Here is a 15,732-nt window from a genome sequence, read left to right as displayed (position 1 = left end):
CCGTCGAAGGTGTCGCGAGGAGGTGGCCGGATGACAGAGACCGGTGGGGCATCAGGATCCGGAAGTCCCATGGAGAAGGTCGCGGACATCGCCTCCGACATCGGCGAGTACATCCGCCAGCAGCGCAACACCGCGAAGATCTCGTTGCGCCAGCTGTCGAAGCTCGCCGGCGTGTCCAACCCGTACCTGAGCCAGATCGAGCGCGGGGTGCGCAAACCCAGCGCGGAGATCCTGCAGCAGATCGCCAAGGGCCTGCGCATTTCGGCGGAAGCGCTGTACGTGCAGGCCGGGATCCTCGACCTGCCGACGGGTGGGCCGGTGGGCGACGCGATCCGCGCCGACGCCGAGCTGACCGAACGGCAGAAGCAGGTCCTGCTCGACGTCTACGAGTCCTTCCGACGGGAGAACGCCGCGGCACGGCCGGCCGCCGGATCGTCTACCACCCGGGACACCACGGACACCCCAGACAGCACACCAGCCGCAGACACCAAGGAGTCAGCATGACGACCCCCAAGACCACCGAAGACGTCAAGAAGGCCGTGAACACCGCCCTCGACCAGGTCCGCACCCCGCTGCTCGCCGCGCTCGGCGCCGGCAACCTGGCCGGTCAGGCCGTCACCGACGCCGTGGCCAAGGCCCGCGAGAACGTGACCAAGGGCAGCGAGACCGCCCGCAAGAACCTGCAGGAGCTGCCGACCGACGTCGAGAGCCTCCGCGAGAAGCTGGACCCGGCCGAGCTGCGCAAGGTCATCGACGAGTACACCGAGGCCGCGCTCAAGCTGTACAACAAGCTGGCCGAGTCGGGCGAGCAGGCGTGGGACAAGTTCTCCACGCAGCCGCAGGTCAAGAAGGCCATCGAGCAGCTCGAGGAGGCCGTCGCCACCGCGCAGGGCCAGGTCGAGGGCGTGACCACCGAGGTCCGCGAGCGCGTCGACGGCGTGCTGGGCACCTTCACCAAGCGCACCCGCTCGGTCGGCGAGAAGACCGCCCGCAAGGTGACCGAGGTCGCCGGCGACGCCGCCGAGGCCATCGAGGAGCTGGGTGACGACGTCGCCCACGAGACCCGCTCCACGAGCCGCAAGGTCGCGAACAAGACGGCCCCGAAGACGGCCGCCCCGGCCCGCCGGACCACCACCAGCGCCGCCGCGAAGAAGCCGGCCGCGCCGAAGACCGACAAGTAACTGAGCCGATCTTTACCAATCCGACCACAGTCACGGCCGACTGGTTTCGTAGCAACGGTCACGTGCCGCGTTGGGGGCGGCCTGCTTCTGGCCGGATTGGTAAAAACGCCGTGAACACCCCGGCCCCGCCACCGCATCCCGGTGGCGGGGCCGGGGTCGTACGGGCGGTTTGCCGTAAGCTGTCGCTGTGCTGGTTGCCATCTGGATCCTCGAAGTAGTCCACTGGGGCAGCGCGCTGGTCGGGCTCTTCGCGTTCGTGCACGCGCTCCTGCAGCGTGCCGACGCCTATTCCGCGGCCGACCGCAAGACCAAGCCCATCTGGATGCTCATCACCGGTGGCGCGACGCTCGCGATGGCCTTGTTCAGCGTGATGGGCCCGGGGATGATCTTCTGGGTGCCGGCCATGGCCGCGGCCCTGGTCTACATCGTGGACGTCCGCCCCAAGCTGATCGAGGTCCAGCGCGGCGGCTCCAACTGGTAGCTACTGTGGCGGGGTGACCTGGACGATTGCCGGGAGCCTCACCGTGGTTCCCGCCCCCACGCGTACCGACCTGCTCGCCGAACCCGTCGCCAAGGCGCTCGCCGCGCTCGCCGAACCGGACGCCGTCGGCGTCGCCGGGATCGACCCGGAGCTGGCCGACACCGCCGCCTTCTGCGAGACGTACGGTTCGCCGCTCGAAGCGTCCGCGAACTGCGTCGTCGTCGCCGGCAAGCGCGCGGGCGAAGTCCGCTTCGCGGCCGCGCTCGTGCTCGCGACGACCCGCGCCGACGTCAACGGCGTGATCAAGCGCCGCCTCGACGTCCGCAAGGCGTCGTTCGCGCCGATGGACGAAGCCGTCTCCCTGACCGGCATGGAGTACGGCGGCATCACGCCCGTCGGCCTGCCCGCCGACTGGCCGATCCTGATCGACAAGCGGGTCGCCGACGCTCCCGAGCTCGTCATCGGCAGCGGGATCCGCGGCAGCAAGCTGCTGATCTCCGGCGCCGCGCTGGCCTCGCTGCCCGGCGCCGAGGTCATCGAGGACCTCGCCAAGTGACGTCCGTCTGGCTCCGGTACCTGACCGGTGCCGACATCGACTCGCTCGGCGTCACGGACGCGGACATCGTCGGCGCGGTCGAGGACGTGCTCGCCGACCACGGCCGCGGCCAGGTCGTCTTCGAGCCGCGTACGCACCTCGTGCCGGACAACGGCGGCAAGGGCCACTTCAACATCCTTCGCGGCCACCTCTCCGCGAAGCAGGTCAGCGGCGTGAAGGTCGTCGGTGACTTCGTGGGGAACTTCGAACGGGGCCTCCCTTCGGAAATGGCGTTGATCCTGCTGCTCGACCCGGACACGGGCATGCCGCGGGCCATCGTCGACGGCACGATGATCACCGAGGCCCGCACCGGCGCGATGACCGCCGTCGGCGCGAAGTACCTGGCGCGCCCGGACTCCCGGGTGCTCGGGCACATCGGCGCCCGCGGTACCGCCTGGTGGAACGTCGTCCTCCTCGACTCGTTGTTCGACTTCGCCGAGATCCGCGTGACCAGCAAGCGCCCGGAGTCCCGTGAGGACTTCGGCCGCCGGCTCTCCGAACGGCTCGGCAAGGACGTCCGCGTCTGCGCCACGGCCGAGGAGACCCTGGACGGCGCGGACATCCAGGTCGAGGCCTCCCGGCTGGTCGAACCCGAACCGCTGGTGCGGCGCGAGTTCCTCCGGCCGGGCACCTTCCTGGTGCCCTACGGCACGATCAGCGCGCTCGAGCTCACGCTGCTCGACGACGTCGACAAGGTCGTCGTCGACGACTGGCGCGAATCGCAGTCCGGCAACCCGCGGTTCGGCGCCCTGCGCCCGCAGCTCAACGCCGGCCTCCTCACCGCGGACGGGGTCCACGCCGAGATCGGCGACATCGTGGCCGGGAAGAAGCCGGGCCGCGAGCACGACGCCGAGCGGATCCTGTTCTGGCACCGCGGACTGTCCACAACGGACGTCGCGGTGGCGGACATGATCCTGGCCCGTGCCGAGGCTTCCGGCGTCGGCACCATGCTGCCGTACCGATGATCATCGACGGAAGCGAGTTCGCCGACGGTGAACGGTTGGTTCTGGCCGAACCGCTGGTAGAGACGTTGCGGCGGCGCCGGAACGAGCTCTTGACGGCGCTCGAAAGCCGCGAAAAGCCGGTCTACGGCGTCACCACCGGGATGGGGCGGCTTGCGGGCGTGGCGCTCGACGCGCGGCAGCAGGCGGAACACCAGCGCAACCTGCTGATCGGCCGGGCCGTCGGCGGGCCGCCGTGGCTCCCGCCGGAGGACGTCCGCGCGCTGCTCGTCGCGCGGCTGCGCGATTTCCTGCGGCCGTGGTCGGGGGTGAGCCCGGAACTGGTGCGGTTCCTCGTGGACCGCCTGAACGACGGGTTCACCCCGGCGGTCCCGCGCGGCGGCCTCGGCAGCTCGGGCGAGATCATCCCGTTGTCCCACGCCTTCCAGACGTTCCTCGGCATCGGCACGGTGCTCGAAGACGGCGTCGAGACGCCCGCGCCGGAGGCGCTCGCTCGCCGGGGCACCGAGCCGTATGTGCTGGGGCCGAAAGAAGGCGCTTCGCTGCTTCAGGGTTCTCCGCTGGCGGTGATGCACGCGCAGCGCGGCTGGGCCGAAGCGCGGCAGCTCATCCAGCTGCAGACGCTCACCGAAGCGATGGCGATCGACGTGCTCGGCGCGCCGCGCGAGGTGTTCTCGCCGGTCATGGCGGGCGGCGACGACCACCTCCGGCGGCTGCTGACGGCCCTGACCGGGATGGTTGGTGCGGGTCCGGTGCGCGCCGGGGTCGTGCAGGCGGCGCTGTCGGTGCGGGTCGCGCCCCGGGCGCTGGCTCACGCGTCCCGCGTCGACGACGACTTGCGCGAGACAGTGGTGCGCTGGCAGACGACGCCGGGTGACTCACCGTCGTTCGTCGACGGGGAGTTCCTCCCGGGGACGGCGTACCACGCGGTGGACCTCGGGCTGCGCATGGACGCGGTGACGGCGGCGCTGGTCCACCTCGGCGAGATTTCGGTCCAGCGCATGCACCGGCTGCTCGACGAGCGCTTCAGCGGGCTCCCGGCGCAGCTCACGACGGACCCCGGGCCACGGGCGGGGCTGGTGCCGCTGCACAAGCGGGCGGTCGGCGAGTTGCATGCGTTGCGCCGTCTTGCCGCGCCCGCGACTCTGGGTTCGATCGACACGTCGGCTGGTCAAGAGGACGTGCAAGCGTTTGCGTGGGCGGCGGGCGAGCAACTCCGGGCGGCCGCGACGCACCTGTTCGCGATCACCGCGTGCGAGCTGATCACGGCGTCTCAGGCGCGGTACTTGGCTTCGGATGGGGTCCCGGGCTTGGGTGCCGCTTACGAGTGGGTGCGGTCGGTGGTGCCGCCGGTGGACGAGGACCGGCCGTTGGGGCCCGAGGTAGAACGGCTGGCCGCGGCGTGCCGTTCGTTCAGCGGGTGATTTCCCCGATGTGGCGCCGGGCTACGACTCGCGGCGGGCGTTCTGCAGGGCCAGACCTCGGGGGGTGGCCAACCGGGTGATCAGCGCGAAGGCGCCGTCGCACACCAGCGCCAGGACGACCGCGGCCAGGCCGCCCGCGAAGATCTCGCCGTAACCCTGGGCGCCGAGGGCGAAGCCGTCGACGATGTAGCGGCCGAGGCCGCCGCCGTCGTTGACGATCGCGCCGATCGCGACCGTCGCGACCAGCTGGAGGAACGACACGCGCGCGCCGGCCAGGAGCACCGGCGACGCCAGCGGCAGTTCGACGCGCAGCATGATCTGCCATTCGCGGTAGCCCGTGCCGCGGGCCGCGTCGACCGTCTCCTGCTCCAGGGACACCACACCCGCGTACGTGTTGGTGAACAGCGGGGGCATCGCCAGCGCGACGAGCGCGAGCAGCAGCGGCCAGAACGTCGTGTCGACCTCCCAGCGGCTGGCCAGGAACCAGAACAGGATGATCAGGCCGAAGCTCGGGATCGCGCGGCCGATGTTCACCGCGCTGCTAGCGAGGAACGCGCCCTTGCGGTAGTGGGCCAGCCACAGCGCGGCCGGGATCGTCAGGACAGCCGCGATCACCAGTGCCAGCAACGAAAACCTGAGGTGCTCCAGCGTCCGGTACGGGATGCCGGCCTTGTCCGTCCAGCTCCAGCGGTTGGGGTCCGCGAGCCACGCGTTCAGCTGGTCGAGGAAGCTCATCGCGCCCGCACCTTCCGCGACCAGGGCGCCAGCAGGCGCTCGCTGAACCAGAGGACGAGGTCGACGACCACCGCCAGGACCACCGACAGCACCACACCGACGATGATCTCCGTCGGGTTGGGCGTCGCCGTCTGGATGCCAGCGCGGATGAAGTAGCCCAGGCCGCCGAGGCCGAGCATCGACGTCACGGTGACCAGGCCGATCGTCGTCACCGCGGCGACGCGCAGCCCGGCGATCACCACCGGCAGCGCGAGCGGCAGCTCGATCTGCCAGAGCAGCCGGCCGCGCGTGTAGCCCATGCCGACCGCGGCCTCGCGGACCTCGTTCGGCACCTGGTCGACGCCCGTGACGATGTTGCGAACCAGGATGAGCAGCGTGTACGTCGCGAGCGGGATCATCGCGGTGAGGAACGTCAGCCCGAAGAACGGCACCAGCACGGCGAACGCGCCGAGGCTCGGGATCACGTAGAGCGCGCCGGCCGTGCCCAGGATGACCGGGTACGACCAGCGGTACCGCAGCGAGAGCACCGCGAGCGCGATCGAAACGACCAGTCCGACGCCGAGTGCGGCGGCGGTGAGCGAGATGTGTTCGCCGAGGCGCTGGACGATGTCGTCCGCGTTGCGGTCCACCCACTTCCACTGGAAGATCGGGGGCCCGCTATCGACACTGTCGGCGGCCAGCGGGGTCACCGCGGTCACGTGCACCTGGCGACCCTACCCCGTTTGGTGGGGGCTCATTCCGGAGTCTGGGAATTCGAGTGCAGTTCTCCCAATATGTGGGCACTTGTCGGTGGGCGGCGCTAGGGTCCTTTCGTCTGTTCGAGTGACGAGGGAGTGGGGATTCGTGCGCTGGTTCCGGAACGCGTCCGTGGTGGCGGTGGCCGTCGCGGCGACGCTCGGTTTGGCCGCCTGTGGGGGTGGCAGCGACAGTGGTGACAAACCCGCCGCGCAGAGCAAGGGTGGCGCGCCGATCGTCGTCGCGTCCTTCAACTTCACCGACAGCCAGATCCTCGCCGAGATCTACGCGCAGGCGCTGGAGGCCAAGGGCTACCCGGTGACGCGCAAGCTGAACCTGGGCTCGCGGGAGCTGATCTACCCGTCGCTGAAGTCCGGTGAGCTGCAGTTCATCCCGGAGTACCAGGGGGCGGCGATCACCACCGGCTTCGGCAAGGAGGCCGGGAAGACCGCGCAGGAGGAGCACGACCAGCTGGCCAAGCTGTTCGAGCCCAGCGGCGTCGGCCTGCTGAACTTCGCCGCGGCCGAGGACAAGAACACTTACATCGTCAAGTCCGACCTGGCCAAGGAAAAGGGCATCGCGTCCATCAGCGACCTGAAGAAGCTGGACAAGGTCGTCATGGCGGGGCCGCCGGAGTGCGAGAAGCGCCTTCCGTGCTTCTTGGGCTTCAAGGACGTCTACAAGCTGACGAACGCGACGTTCCAGACCGTCCAGGAGGCCGGGCCGCGGGTCGAGCAGCTGAAGTCGGGCGCCGTCACGGTGATCCCGGTCGACTCGGTCAGCCCGCTGACCGGTGACTCGAACTACACGGTGCTCAAGGACGACCTGAACATCGTGCCGACGGAGAACGTCGTGCCGGCGGTGAACAAGAAGGTGCTGGACGAGCGTGGCGCCGACTTCGCGACCGCGGTGAACGCGGTGAGCGCGAAGCTGACGACGGATGTGATGCGCGATCTGAACAAGCGGGTCGACTCGGACGGCGAGAAGGCCGCTGATGTCGCGAAGGATTGGCTGTCGCAGGCCGGTCTTTGACCTGAGCGCCCCAAGGCGGCCTTGGTTGCGTTGAACGCACCGAAGGCCGCCTTGGGTGCGTTCAACGCACCGAAGGCCACATTGGGGCGCTTTGCTCTGGTCCTACGCCGTTCCGCGGACCACCCACGCGCGGGCCGAGAGCGGGATCGAGCCGTCCGGGTTCGTCGGCAGCCTGCTGCGCAACAGCTCGCGCACCTGGTCGCGGCGGGCCTCCGGCAGCGTCGCCAGGTACGCCGGGGCCGGGCCCTGGGCGCCGAGGAACGGCTGCCAGTAGTCGTCGAAGCCGGTGAACACCGTCGGGATCTTGATCTCGCCGACCGACACCTCGGTGAAGCCCGCTTCCGTCCACAGCCGGCCCAGCGGCTCGGGGCGGCACAGCGTGAACCGGCGGCCTTCGTCCAGCTCCGCGACGCGGGCCGGGTCCAGCTCGGCGGCGGCCTCCCAGAAGTGCCGGATCAGCTCCATGCCCTCCGCGAGATCCCAGACGTACGCCGCGGCCGGGCCGCGCGTCACCCGGGCGATCTCCGCCGCCGCGCGGGCCGGGTCGGGCACGAAGTTCAGCACCAGGCCGGACACCACCACGTCGAAGCTGTCGTCCGGGAAGGGCAGCGATCGCGCGTCGGCGACCTCGAACGACGCCCGCGGGTCGGTCACCCGAGCACGAGCGGTCGTCAGGAAGCCCGAAGACGGGTCCACGCCCACGACCTCGACGGGATCCGCCGCGGCCAGCACCGCCGACGTCAGTGCGCCCGTGCCGCAGCCGACGTCGAGCCAGCGGCGGCTCGCCGGGACGCCGAGCTGTCGGACGAACGTCGCCGCGACGCGCCGGCTCCACCGTCCGATGTAGGCCTCGTACGCGTCGCCCGTCTGCCACATGTCTGGGAGTACAGCACAAATAACCGCTGGTCAGCCGTTAGCCAGATCACCCGTCGCCGTGTTGCCCGCTGACGTCGCGCGCCGCAGGAAACCCGCGATCAGCGCCAGCTCTTCCTCGCTGTAACCGGCGCAGAGCTCGTCCATCGCCGTGTTCATCCCCGCGTACAGCCGGAACAGCTCCGCGTTCCGGCCGCGGACCGCGCGCACCGCGACCGCACGGCGGTCCGCCGCCTCGGGGTCGCGTTCGCGGACGATCCAGCCGCCCTTCTGGAGCCGGTCGAGGATGCCGGTCATCGTCGCCGGGTGCAGCCCGGCGCGGCGGGCCAGCGCGCTCGGGCTCAGCGGCCCGTGCCTGCCGATCAGCTCCAGGCAGTCCAGGTCGACGTCCTTGAGCGCGAGGTGGGCGCTGACCTGGTGGTTCAGCAGCGAAAGCTGGTTGCGCAGCTCCCGCAGCGACTCCTTGAGCGCCACGGTCGCGCGCCGCCGGCCGGTGGCGTCCGTCGTGGAACTCATGGGTGTCAGCCTAACGCGGTGGGCGGCCTCCCGGCCGGTGGTGGAATCGTGGGCCACACTCGACGCCCGAAGGAGAAGGAGCGAAATGGGAAAGGTCACGGCCACCGCGGAGCGCACCATCGACGCCCCGGCCGACAAGGTCCGCGCACTCGTCGCCGACTACGCCGAAACGCGCCCGAAGCTGCTCACCGAGCACTACCGCGACTACGAGGTGACCGAGGGCGGCGTCGGCGCCGGGACCAAGGCCGGCTGGAAACTGCAGGCGACGTCCAAGCGCGTGCGCGACGTCAAGGCCACCGTCACCGAGCCGAAGCCCGGCACGCTGGTCGAGACCGACACGAACTCCAGCATGGTCACCACCTGGACGGTTTCCGAAGCCGGTGAGAAGAGCCTCGTCCGGATCGAAACCAGCTGGGACGGCGCCGGCGGCATCGGCGGCTTCTTCGAGAAGACCTTCGCGCCCGGTGGGCTCAAGAAGATCTACGACGGCGTCCTCGGGAAGCTCGCCGAGATCGTGTAGCACGTCACAATCGGAATGTGCGCCCCGGTTAGTAGGTTGCAGCCAGAGGAATCCGGGGCGCCTGCCCCGCTTCGAGATTGAGGAGTTCGACGGTGAACGCACCCACTCAGGCGACCGAAATCCGGCTGGCGTCGCGCCCGGAAGGTGTCCCGACGCACGACAACTTCGACGTCGTCGACACCGAGATCCCCACCCCCGGCGAGGGGCAGATCCTGGTGCGCAACCTGGTCATGAGCGTCGACCCGGCCATGCGCGGCCGCATGCGCGACGTCAAGTCGTACGCGCCGCCCTTCGAGGTCGGCGAGGTCATGTCCGGCGGGGCGGTCGGCGAGGTCGTCGAATCGAAAATCGATGGAGTCGGACCCGGCGACCACGTGCTGCACCAGGCCGGCTGGCGCACCCACGCCGTCCTCGACGCCAAGCGCTTCGTGAAGGTCGACGCCGACGCCGCGCCGCTCTCGACGTACCTCGGCGTGCTCGGCATGCCGGGCCTGACCGCGTACGCGGGCCTGCTGGAGTCGGCCGAGTTCAAGCCGGGCGACACGGTGTTCGTCTCGGGCGCGGCCGGCGCGGTCGGCTCCCTCGTCGGGCAGCTCGCGAAGCTGAAGGGCGCCAAGCGCGTCATCGGCTCGGCGGGGTCGGCGGAGAAGGTGCGCCACCTGGTCGAGGACCTCGGCTTCGACGCGGCGTTCAACTACAAGGACGGCCCGGTCGCCGCGCAGCTCCACGAGGCGGCGCCAGAGGGCATCGACGTCTACTTCGACAACGTCGGCGGCGAGCACCTCGAAGCCGCGATCAGCGCGATCAACCTCCACGGGCGCATCGCCGTCTGCGGCATGATTTCGCAGTACAACGCCACCGAGCCGACGCCGGCGCCGCGCAACCTCGCGCAGATCATCGCCAAGCGGATCACCATCCGCGGCCTGCTGGTGATCGACCACTGGGGCCTGCAGCAGCAGTTCGTCAGCGAGATCGCGCCGCTGGTGAGTTCCGGGCGGATCAAGTACTCCGAGACGTTCGTCGACGGCATCCGCAACGCGCCGGACGCCTTCCTCGGCCTGCTCTCCGGGGCCAACACCGGCAAGATGCTGGTCCGGATCGCGGACTAATCCAGCAGCGAGGCCAGCTCGGGCAGCGACGAGATCGTGTACGTCGGCTCGGGCGAGCCGGGCAGCGGGCGGACGCCGGGGCGGGCGAGCAACGCCGTCCGCAGCCCGGCCGCCTGCGCGCCCGCGATGTCCCAGTCGTGCGCGGCGATCATCACCGCGTCGGCCGGCGCGACCGAGTAGGCGTCCAGGACCTGCCGGTACGGCTCCGGCGCGGGCTTGAGCCTGCCCACCTGCTCGGCCGAGAAGATCCGGTCGAAGAGCGTGGCCAGGCCCGAGTTCTGCAGCTGCGCCTCGGCGGTGGCGAGCGGCGAGTTCGTCAGCGCGACGACGTCGTGGCCGGCTTCGCGCAGCTTGGCGAGGCCTTCTTCGACGTCCGGGTGGGCGGGGAGACTTCGCAGTCCTTCGCCGACATTCGCGAGGTTGATCTCGTGCCCGTGCCGGGCGGCGACTTCGGTGGCGGCTTCTCCCGCGATGCCGGCGAAGTCGCGGTAGCCGCCGGTGGCCGTGACGGTCAGGACCGTGTGGATGGCCAGTCCGAACCACTCGCGCCGCAGCTCGGGGCCGCCGACGAGGTCGTCCATCGCGGCGAGGTCGAGCAGCGTCTCGTTGACGTCGAACACGCACAGCATGCGGATCTCCGGAGGTTCGAAGGTTCTCGTACCTCGTCGAAGGTACGACAGCTGCCGTACCATGTCCAGCATGCCCGGTGAACTGCCGATTCCGGAGATGGCCGCCGTCGACCTCGGCGCTGTCCTGTCCGCCCTCGCCGACCCGCACCGCCGCGCGGTCGTGCTGGAACTCGTGGACGGAGACGGCGCCGAGCGCGCGTGCTCGTCGTTCCCGCTGCCGATCGCCAAGTCGACCCGGACGCACCACTGGCGGGTGCTGCGCGAGGCCGGCCTGGTCCGGCAGCGCGACGCGGGCAACGGCACGTTCGTGCGGCTGCGCCGCGACGAGTTCGAGGCGAAGTTCCCGGGGCTGCTGGACGTCGTTGCCGGGATCAGTACAGCCGGGATCAGTACTGCTCGGTCAGCGCCCGTTCGTTGAGGCTCGCGTCGAGTTCGTCCGCTGAGATCGACAGGGCGATCTGGTCACGCAGGATCGTGCCCAGCGTCGGCAGGGCCGAGCGGTCCGGCCACGTCGACGGGTCCCACAGCGACGACCGCAGGAACGCCTTCGCGCAGTGCATGTACAGCTCTTCGACCTCGATGACGACCGCGAGCTTCGGGCGCTTTCCCTTCACCACCAGCGCATCGAAGAACGGCGCGTCGGACACCAACTGAGCGCGGCCGTTCACCCTCAGCGTCTCGTTCATGCCCGGCACCAGGAACAGCAACCCCGCGTGCGGGTTGTCGACGATGTTGCGGAAGCTGTCGATCAGCTTGTTGCCCGGCCGGTCCGCGAGCACCAGCGTCCGGTCGTCGAGCACCAGGACCGAGCCCGCCGGGTCGCCGCGGGGCGAGACGTCGCATCTGCCGTCCGGTGCCGAGGTCGCCAGCAGCACGAACGGCGAGTGCGCGATCAGCGTTCGCGCGTGCTCGTCGATGTGGTCGATGACCTTCTGCCGCGTGGTCGGCTTCGCGTCGCCGAGCAGCTCCCGCAAGGCCTCATGCGTGTCGATGATCCCCATGGGGCCAAGCTAGCGCGGACCACCGACAGTTCTCCCCGCGATCGCGATCCGCGCCGCCTCGGTCGACTTCTTCACCACCAGGTCCACCGAGTAGCCGTGCTTCACGAAGACGCCGTCGAGCTGGAACGTGCCGTAGCCGTGGGCCTGGGTGAACAGCTGCTCCATCAGCTCCAGCGCCGTTGCCGGGTCGGGGGCGACCGCCAGGCAGCGCATCAGGAACTCGTCCGTCAGGCGGCGGGTCTGCGCCATCAGCTCCACGTGCTCGGGACTGTGGAGGCCGTCGGCGTAGATGACGTTCATCCCGGCCCGGCGCTCGATCAGGTAGCGCGTGTACGCGCCCGCGCCCGCGGCCAGGGCGTCCACCGGGTCCGTGTGCTCGGCCGCCGCTTCGGTGACGCGGTCGGCCAGCTGGCAGGCGATGTGGCAGGCGACCTCGGCCAGCAGGCTTTCGCGGTCGGCGAAGTGCCGGTACGGCGCTCCGGGGCTGACGTTCGCCCGGCGAGCGACCTGTGCGACCGAGAAGCCCTCGAGCCCCTGCTCGGCGATCAGGTCGAGCGAGACGCGCACGAGCTCGGCCCGCAGATCGCCGTGGTGGTACTTGCCGCCCATGACCTGGATCACATCTCCCGATCGAAATATGTAAGACCCCTCTTACGTAGACATGTAAGAGACCTCTTACGAGAGCTAACGGTACTTGAACCTGGAGGGTTCCATGAGCACCACCACGCACGCCATCGCGGCACCGGCGCCGGGTGCGCCGCTCGCACCGACCACGATCGAGCGCCGCGACCTGCGTCCGGACGACGTCCTCATCGACATCGCCTACGCCGGCATCTGCCACAGCGACATCCACCAGGCCAAGGAAGACTGGGGCCAGGCGATCTTCCCGATGGTCCCGGGCCACGAGATCGCCGGCGTCGTCGCCGCGGTCGGCTCCGACGTCACGAAGTACCAGGTCGGCGACCGCGTCGGCGTCGGCTGCATGGTCGACTCCTGCGGCGAGTGCGAATACTGCAAGGCCGGCACCGAGCAGTTCTGCGTCAAGGGCAACGTCCAGACGTACAACGGCATCGGCTTCGACGGCGAGAACACCTACGGCGGCTACAGCAACCAGATCGTCGTGAAGGACGCCTTCGTCTGCCGCATCCCCGAGGGCATCAGCCTCGACATCGCCGCGCCGCTGCTGTGCGCGGGCATCACCACCTACTCGCCGCTGCACCACTGGGGCGCCGGCCCCGGCAAGAAGGTCGCCGTGATCGGCCTCGGCGGGCTCGGGCACATGGGCGTCAAGATCGCCGCCGCGATGGGCGCCGAGGTCACCGTGCTGAGCCAGAGCCTCAAGAAGCAGGAAGACGGCCTCAAGCTCGGCGCGACCGACTACTACGCGACCAGCGACGAAGCGACGTTCGACGTCCTCAAGGGCAAGTTCGACGTCATCCTCAACACCGTGTCGGCCAAGCTGCCGATCGACGCCTACCTCGGCCTGCTCAAGGTCGGCGGCGCGATGGTGAACGTCGGCGCGCCCGGCGAACCGCTGTCGTACAACGCTTTCTCGCTGCTGGGCGGCAACAAAGTGCTGGCCGGCTCGATGATCGGCGGCATCGCCGAGACCCAGGAGATGCTGGACTTCTGCGCCGAGCACGGCATCGGCGCGGAGATCGAGACGATCTCGGCCGACAAGGTCAACGACGCCTACGAGCGCGTCGAGAACTCCGACGTGCGCTACCGGTTCGTCATCGACGCCTCGACCATCGGCGCGTGACGCACCCGCACGGCAACCGCGTCAGAACACCACGGTGCGGTTGCCGTGCACCAGCACCCGGTTCTCCAGGTGCCAGCGCAGGCCGCGGGCCAGCGTCACCTTCTCGATGTCCCGGCCCTTGCGGACCATGTCCTCGACCGAGTCGCCGTGGTCGACGCGGATGACGTCCTGGTCGATGATCGGGCCGGCGTCGAGGTCCGCCGTCACGTAGTGGCACGTCGCGCCGACCAGCTTCACGCCGCGCGTGTGCGCCTGGTGGTACGGCTTCGCGCCGATGAACGACGGCAGGAAGCTGTGGTGGATGTTGATCGCGCGGCCGGCCCAGTCGCGGCACAGGTCCGCGGGCAGGATCTGCATGAACCGGGCCAGCACCACCGCGTGCGGCTCGTGCTCGTCGACCAGCTTCCGGACTTCCTCGAACGCCGCTTCCTTGCCGCCGGCCGGGAACGGCACGTGGTGGAACGGGATGCCGTGCGCCCGGGTGATGTCGGCGAGCGACTCGTGGTTGCCGATCACCGCCGCGATGTCGACGTCCAGCTCACCGGACGCGACCCGGCCGAGCAGGTCGTACAGGCAGTGCCCGGCCTTCGAGACGAGCACCACCGCGCGGCGCCGCTCACCGGTGTCGCTGACCTGCCAGCTCGACTCCGCCGACAGGTCCGCGGCCACCTCGCCGAACCGGGCGCGCAGCTCGTCGGCGTCGAACGGCAGCGAGTCGGCCCGGACGACCTGGCGCGTGAAGAACCAGCCCGTGTCCGGGTCGGTGTGGTAGGCCGCTTCGACGATCCAGCCACCGTGCTCGGCGAGGAACCCGGAGATCCGGGCGATGATGCCGGTGCGGTCGGGGCAGCCGAAGGTGATGACGTAGCGGCGTTCGGGAGCGGTCACGACGGCATTGTCCCCCGCGCTGGTCAGGGCGCCGCGAGCGGTGCGAGGTCACCCGTGACGCGCGCCTGGTGCGGACGCCCCCAGAGCGCGCGGTAGACGTCGTCGGCGGCGCCGGTGACCTCGGCGACCGGCTCGCCGAGGGCCCACGTGCGCTCCGGCGTCGTGACGCGGACGTCGGCTTTCTTGCCCAGGCGCGGGGTGAGGTAGGTCAGGAACTCGTCGATCCCGTCGTTGGCGAAGCCGGGTTCGAACCGAGTCGGCGGGACGTCGTCGAGAGCCGATTCGGCGTCGAGGCGGTGGATCGCCGTCTCGTGGGCCATCCGGCGGGTCCAGTCGCCGCCCGTGGTGTCGAAGCCGGGGTACGGCGAGAAAGCTGGGGATCCCGGGTCTGTCGCGAGGGCTTCCCGCAGGGCCAGGCGCTGGCCGTCCCACCACCCGAGGACGTCGGCCCAGTCCGCGGGCGGCTCCGGTTTCACCGGGCGGTTCACGGCCAGGCCGACAACGAAGCCGTGCACGAAGGCGATGTGCGCCACCAGGTCATGGACAGTCCATTTCGGACAGTTCCGGACCGGCGCCGTCGGACCGGCTTTCAGCGCCGCCCGCTTCAGCGCGTCGGCGTGGACGTCGATCGCCTCCAGCAGCTGCATGGGCCGACCGTAGCCGTCGCCCGGCCTCGATGGCGAAAACCAGGCCCAAACCGAGGCTGAAGGACAGCAACAGCCCCTTCGCCGGTTCGTCGGCGAAGGCCGCTCCGCCGGCGAGGCCGATCAGCACGCTGTACACCGCCCAGATCGACGCGCCGGCGAGGTCCAGTGGCACAAACCGGCGCAAGGGATACCCGAGGCTGCCGGTGGCCAGGGCGCTGGCGACGCGTCCGCCCGGCAGGTAGCGCGCGGCGATGATCAGCAGTCCTCCGTTGCGCCGCACCTGGTCTTGCGCCCACGCGTAGCGCCGTTGCCCTTCCGGCCCGCGTTGCAGCCGCGCGATGGCCCGCGGCCCGGCGGCCCGGCCGACGGCGTACCCGAGGCAGTCGCCCGCCCACGCCCCGCCCGCCGCCACGGCCGCGAGCAGGGCCAGCCGAGCCGGGTCGGGCCCGAGCAGCACGGCGACGGTGACGACGGTCGTCTCGCTGGGCATGAACGGCAGCAGCGCGTCCAGCCCGGACACGGCGAAGACGAGCACCCACAGCCACGGCGAGCCCACGGCGTCGCGCAGCAGTTCGGTGACGTGCGCCAGCAGTTCCACGACTCAATGGTGATCACCGCAGGTCACTTCGGGGTGACGCAGCG

Annotated in this window: 21 protein-coding genes; 11 read left to right on the top strand and 10 right to left on the bottom strand. The window is 70.2% G+C overall.

Annotated features, from left to right (window positions below):
• The first annotated feature begins 69 nt into the window (after positions 1-69).
• The 6 genes from AB0M59_RS18625 to AB0M59_RS18600 all read left to right on the top strand — a co-directional run bounded on the left by AB0M59_RS18625 (position 70) and on the right by AB0M59_RS18600 (position 4,643).
• Entirely contained in the window at positions 70-504 is a 435-nt protein-coding gene (locus tag AB0M59_RS18625; RefSeq protein WP_364616438.1) for a helix-turn-helix transcriptional regulator, read from the top strand.
• Positions 501-1,181, top strand: a complete 681-nt coding sequence (locus AB0M59_RS18620) for a hypothetical protein (RefSeq protein ID WP_364616435.1) — start codon at positions 501-503, stop codon at positions 1,179-1,181. Before AB0M59_RS18625 ends, AB0M59_RS18620 begins: the two co-directional genes overlap by 4 nt.
• Positions 1,182-1,368: 187 nt before the next feature.
• Positions 1,369-1,662: a DUF2516 family protein gene (locus AB0M59_RS18615; RefSeq protein ID WP_155548692.1), complete on the top strand. Its 294-nt coding sequence runs from the start codon at positions 1,369-1,371 to the stop codon at positions 1,660-1,662.
• A gap of 13 nt (positions 1,663-1,675) precedes the next feature.
• Positions 1,676-2,218 (top strand): YbaK/EbsC family protein, encoded by a 543-nt coding sequence (locus tag AB0M59_RS18610; RefSeq protein ID WP_364616432.1) that lies wholly within the window; start codon positions 1,676-1,678, stop codon positions 2,216-2,218.
• Positions 2,215-3,222 (top strand): ornithine cyclodeaminase family protein, encoded by a 1,008-nt coding sequence (locus AB0M59_RS18605; RefSeq protein WP_364616429.1) that lies wholly within the window; start codon positions 2,215-2,217, stop codon positions 3,220-3,222. The genes AB0M59_RS18610 and AB0M59_RS18605 overlap by 4 nt, the downstream gene beginning before the upstream one ends.
• The gene (locus AB0M59_RS18600; protein WP_364616426.1) at positions 3,219-4,643 is read left to right on the top strand and encodes an aromatic amino acid lyase; all 1,425 of its coding nucleotides are present in this window, start codon (positions 3,219-3,221) and stop codon (positions 4,641-4,643) included. The genes AB0M59_RS18605 and AB0M59_RS18600 overlap by 4 nt, the downstream gene beginning before the upstream one ends.
• A gap of 21 nt (positions 4,644-4,664) precedes the next feature.
• Here the strand turns inward: AB0M59_RS18600 and AB0M59_RS18595 are convergent, their stop codons facing one another.
• Both AB0M59_RS18595 and AB0M59_RS18590 read right to left on the bottom strand, forming a co-directional pair.
• The gene (locus AB0M59_RS18595; protein ID WP_364616423.1) at positions 4,665-5,378 is read right to left on the bottom strand and encodes an ABC transporter permease; all 714 of its coding nucleotides are present in this window, start codon (positions 5,376-5,378) and stop codon (positions 4,665-4,667) included.
• Entirely contained in the window at positions 5,375-6,082 is a 708-nt protein-coding gene (locus tag AB0M59_RS18590; protein WP_364616420.1) for an ABC transporter permease, read from the bottom strand. The genes AB0M59_RS18595 and AB0M59_RS18590 overlap by 4 nt, the downstream gene beginning before the upstream one ends.
• 139 nt (positions 6,083-6,221) lie before the next feature.
• On the opposite strand from AB0M59_RS18590, the gene AB0M59_RS18585 reads away from it, so the two are divergent.
• Positions 6,222-7,145 carry an ABC transporter substrate-binding protein gene (locus AB0M59_RS18585; protein WP_364616417.1) on the top strand — a complete coding sequence of 308 codons (924 nt, stop codon included), beginning with the start codon at positions 6,222-6,224 and terminating at the stop codon, positions 7,143-7,145.
• 102 nt (positions 7,146-7,247) lie between these two features.
• Here the strand turns inward: AB0M59_RS18585 and AB0M59_RS18580 are convergent, their stop codons facing one another.
• Positions 7,248-8,021, bottom strand: coding sequence for a class I SAM-dependent methyltransferase (locus AB0M59_RS18580; protein ID WP_364616414.1), 774 nt, complete (start codon positions 8,019-8,021; stop codon positions 7,248-7,250).
• A gap of 30 nt (positions 8,022-8,051) precedes the next feature.
• Positions 8,052-8,534, bottom strand: a complete 483-nt coding sequence (locus AB0M59_RS18575) for a MarR family transcriptional regulator (RefSeq protein WP_364616411.1) — start codon at positions 8,532-8,534, stop codon at positions 8,052-8,054.
• 85 nt (positions 8,535-8,619) lie between these two features.
• Here AB0M59_RS18575 and AB0M59_RS18570 point away from each other — a divergent pair, with 85 nt between their 5' ends.
• Together AB0M59_RS18570 and AB0M59_RS18565 are read left to right on the top strand one after the other, a co-directional pair.
• Positions 8,620-9,054: an SRPBCC family protein gene (locus AB0M59_RS18570; protein ID WP_364616408.1), complete on the top strand. Its 435-nt coding sequence runs from the start codon at positions 8,620-8,622 to the stop codon at positions 9,052-9,054.
• 92 nt (positions 9,055-9,146) lie between these two features.
• On the top strand, positions 9,147-10,163 hold the full coding sequence (locus tag AB0M59_RS18565; RefSeq protein ID WP_364616405.1) for an NADP-dependent oxidoreductase: 1,017 nt from the start codon (positions 9,147-9,149) through the stop codon (positions 10,161-10,163).
• On the opposite strand, the gene AB0M59_RS18560 is transcribed toward AB0M59_RS18565, so the two are convergent.
• Positions 10,160-10,792, bottom strand: a complete 633-nt coding sequence (locus tag AB0M59_RS18560) for a haloacid dehalogenase type II (RefSeq protein ID WP_364616402.1) — start codon at positions 10,790-10,792, stop codon at positions 10,160-10,162. The two genes, AB0M59_RS18565 and AB0M59_RS18560, sit on opposite strands and share 4 nt — an antisense overlap.
• A 70-nt stretch (positions 10,793-10,862) precedes the next feature.
• Between AB0M59_RS18560 and AB0M59_RS18555 the strand changes: the two genes are divergently transcribed.
• The gene (locus AB0M59_RS18555; RefSeq protein WP_364616399.1) at positions 10,863-11,210 is read left to right on the top strand and encodes a helix-turn-helix transcriptional regulator; all 348 of its coding nucleotides are present in this window, start codon (positions 10,863-10,865) and stop codon (positions 11,208-11,210) included.
• Here the strand turns inward: AB0M59_RS18555 and AB0M59_RS18550 are convergent.
• Both AB0M59_RS18550 and AB0M59_RS18545 read right to left on the bottom strand, forming a co-directional pair.
• A complete protein-coding gene (locus tag AB0M59_RS18550) occupies positions 11,179-11,793 on the bottom strand; it encodes a pyridoxamine 5'-phosphate oxidase family protein (protein WP_364616396.1) in 615 nt (204 codons plus the stop codon). The genes AB0M59_RS18555 and AB0M59_RS18550 overlap by 32 nt on opposite strands.
• Before the next feature lie 9 nt (positions 11,794-11,802).
• Positions 11,803-12,402, bottom strand: a complete 600-nt coding sequence (locus AB0M59_RS18545; protein WP_364616393.1) for a TetR/AcrR family transcriptional regulator — start codon at positions 12,400-12,402, stop codon at positions 11,803-11,805.
• A 103-nt stretch (positions 12,403-12,505) separates the two neighbouring features.
• Between AB0M59_RS18545 and AB0M59_RS18540 the strand changes: the two genes are divergently transcribed.
• On the top strand, positions 12,506-13,555 hold the full coding sequence (locus tag AB0M59_RS18540; RefSeq protein WP_364616390.1) for an NAD(P)-dependent alcohol dehydrogenase: 1,050 nt from the start codon (positions 12,506-12,508) through the stop codon (positions 13,553-13,555).
• Between the two features lie 21 nt (positions 13,556-13,576).
• Here the strand turns inward: AB0M59_RS18540 and purU are convergent, their stop codons facing one another.
• Genes purU through AB0M59_RS18525 form a run of 3 tightly spaced genes read right to left on the bottom strand, consistent with a single transcriptional unit; the run spans position 13,577 to position 15,688 of the window.
• A complete protein-coding gene (purU, locus tag AB0M59_RS18535; protein ID WP_364616387.1) occupies positions 13,577-14,443 on the bottom strand; it encodes a formyltetrahydrofolate deformylase in 867 nt (288 codons plus the stop codon).
• 23 nt (positions 14,444-14,466) lie between these two features.
• The gene (locus AB0M59_RS18530) at positions 14,467-15,090 is read right to left on the bottom strand and encodes a maleylpyruvate isomerase family mycothiol-dependent enzyme (protein ID WP_364616384.1); all 624 of its coding nucleotides are present in this window, start codon (positions 15,088-15,090) and stop codon (positions 14,467-14,469) included.
• Positions 14,981-15,688 carry a VTT domain-containing protein gene (locus AB0M59_RS18525; protein WP_364616382.1) on the bottom strand — a complete coding sequence of 236 codons (708 nt, stop codon included), beginning with the start codon at positions 15,686-15,688 and terminating at the stop codon, positions 14,981-14,983. The genes AB0M59_RS18530 and AB0M59_RS18525 overlap by 110 nt, the downstream gene beginning before the upstream one ends.
• Positions 15,689-15,732 lie beyond the last annotated feature (44 nt).

Source organism: Amycolatopsis sp. NPDC051371, from assembly GCF_040682155.1.
Lineage (GTDB): Bacteria > Actinomycetota > Actinomycetes > Mycobacteriales > Pseudonocardiaceae > Amycolatopsis.
The sequence above is the reverse complement of the archived record's forward strand: the minus strand, read 5'-3'. Positions and strand labels throughout refer to the sequence as shown.

Excerpts from the sequence above, each read along its gene's own strand:
- AB0M59_RS18625 (WP_364616438.1), top strand. The coding sequence starts at position 70 with ATGGAGAAGGTCGCGGACATCGCCTCCGACATCGGCGAGTACATCCGC.
- AB0M59_RS18620 (WP_364616435.1), top strand. The coding sequence starts at position 501 with ATGACGACCCCCAAGACCACCGAAGACGTCAAGAAGGCCGTGAACACC.
- AB0M59_RS18600 (WP_364616426.1), top strand. The coding sequence starts at position 3,219 with ATGATCATCGACGGAAGCGAGTTCGCCGACGGTGAACGGTTGGTTCTG.
- AB0M59_RS18595 (WP_364616423.1), bottom strand. The coding sequence starts at position 5,378 with ATGAGCTTCCTCGACCAGCTGAACGCGTGGCTCGCGGACCCCAACCGC.
- AB0M59_RS18580 (WP_364616414.1), bottom strand. The coding sequence starts at position 8,021 with ATGTGGCAGACGGGCGACGCGTACGAGGCCTACATCGGACGGTGGAGC.
- AB0M59_RS18575 (WP_364616411.1), bottom strand. The coding sequence starts at position 8,534 with ATGAGTTCCACGACGGACGCCACCGGCCGGCGGCGCGCGACCGTGGCG.
- AB0M59_RS18570 (WP_364616408.1), top strand. The coding sequence starts at position 8,620 with ATGGGAAAGGTCACGGCCACCGCGGAGCGCACCATCGACGCCCCGGCC.
- AB0M59_RS18560 (WP_364616402.1), bottom strand. The coding sequence starts at position 10,792 with ATGCTGTGCGTGTTCGACGTCAACGAGACGCTGCTCGACCTCGCCGCG.
- AB0M59_RS18555 (WP_364616399.1), top strand. The coding sequence starts at position 10,863 with ATGCCCGGTGAACTGCCGATTCCGGAGATGGCCGCCGTCGACCTCGGC.
- AB0M59_RS18550 (WP_364616396.1), bottom strand. The coding sequence starts at position 11,793 with ATGGGGATCATCGACACGCATGAGGCCTTGCGGGAGCTGCTCGGCGAC.
- AB0M59_RS18545 (WP_364616393.1), bottom strand. The coding sequence starts at position 12,402 with ATGGGCGGCAAGTACCACCACGGCGATCTGCGGGCCGAGCTCGTGCGC.
- AB0M59_RS18540 (WP_364616390.1), top strand. The coding sequence starts at position 12,506 with ATGAGCACCACCACGCACGCCATCGCGGCACCGGCGCCGGGTGCGCCG.
- AB0M59_RS18530 (WP_364616384.1), bottom strand. The coding sequence starts at position 15,090 with ATGCAGCTGCTGGAGGCGATCGACGTCCACGCCGACGCGCTGAAGCGG.